Source organism: Streptomyces sp. NPDC002476, from assembly GCF_042889785.1.
Classification (GTDB): Bacteria; Actinomycetota; Actinomycetes; order Streptomycetales; family Streptomycetaceae; genus Streptomyces.
This window is the reverse complement of sequence record NZ_JBIARH010000112.1, coordinates 1-1,166: the sequence shown is the minus strand read 5'-3', so window position 1 is coordinate 1,166 and position 1,166 is coordinate 1. Positions and strand designations below refer to the sequence as shown.

The window sequence follows — 1,166 nt, the reverse complement described above, 5'->3', positions numbered from 1 at the left end:
GGGGCGCTCGCTCGGCCGGAGTGGACGGGCAGACGGCCCGTTCCGTGGAGGACGGGCAAGGCGTCGAGGCATTCCTCGACAAGGTGCGGTCCGATCTGAGGGGCCGAACCTTCCGACCGCTTCCCGTGCGCGAACGGATGATCCCCAAACCGGGAACGGCCAAGCGCCGTCGGTTGGGGATTCCCACCGTGCGGGACCGGGTGGTCCAGGCGTCCCTGAAGCTGGTACTGGAGCCGATCTTCGAGGCGGATTTCCTCCCGTGTTCCTACGGGTTCCGCCCGAAGCGCCGGGCTCACGACGCGCTCGCCGAGGCACACCACTTCGCCAAGAACTCCTATGAGTGGATGGTGGAGGGGGACATCGAGGCGTGCTTCGACTCGATCGACCACACGGCCCTGATGGGCCGGGTGCGACGCCGAGTGGGAGACCGGCGCGTCCTTGACCTGGTGAAGGCGTTCTTGAAGTCGGGCATCCTCAGCGAGGGTGGCCAGTCCAAGAACACCGATTCCGGCACTCCGCAGGGTGGGATCCTCTCGCCGCTGCTGGCCAACATCGCCCTGTCGGTCCTCGATGAGTTCATCGCGGCCGGGCCGGGCGGGCCGAACTCCACGCAAGGCCAGCGGGCCCGGCGACGGCGCCAGAACCTCCCCAACTACCGGCTGTTCCGGTATGCGGACGACTTTCTGATCGCCGTGACCGGGACTCGCGAGCAGGCCGAGGACATGCGCACCCAGGTGGCGGAAGTACTCGCCCCGATGGGGCTGCGTCTGTCGGTGGAGAAGACGGCCATCACCCATATTGACGAGGGGCTGGACTTCCTCGGGTGGCGCCTCCAGCGTCACCGCAAACGCGGGACCCAGAAGCACTACGTCTACCTCTACCCCTCCAAGAAGGCCCTCCAGGCCGTCAAGGAGAAGGTCAAGACGGTGTGCCGACAGGACACGAACCTGCCGCTGGCAGTCGTGCTGCACCAGCTCAACCCGGTGCTGCGGGGCTGGACGGCGTACTTCCGGCACGGGGTGTCGTCCGCGACCTTCCAGTACCTGTCGGCCTTCACCTGGCGGCAGGTCTTCGGATGGTTGCGGCGCAAACACCGCCGGTCCAACTGGAAGAGTCTGCGCCGTCGCTACTGCGCGGGCCGATGGTGGCCCGCCGACGACGAGGTC

Annotated in this window: 1 protein-coding gene; it reads left to right on the top strand. The window is 67.4% G+C overall.

The genetic code is table 11. The features are described 5' to 3' along the window. Nucleotides 1-20 precede the first annotated feature (20 nt). The coding region (gene ltrA, locus ACFYXM_RS37125; protein WP_389296269.1) for a group II intron reverse transcriptase/maturase at nucleotides 21-1,166 on the top strand (1,146 nt) is incomplete at its 3' end.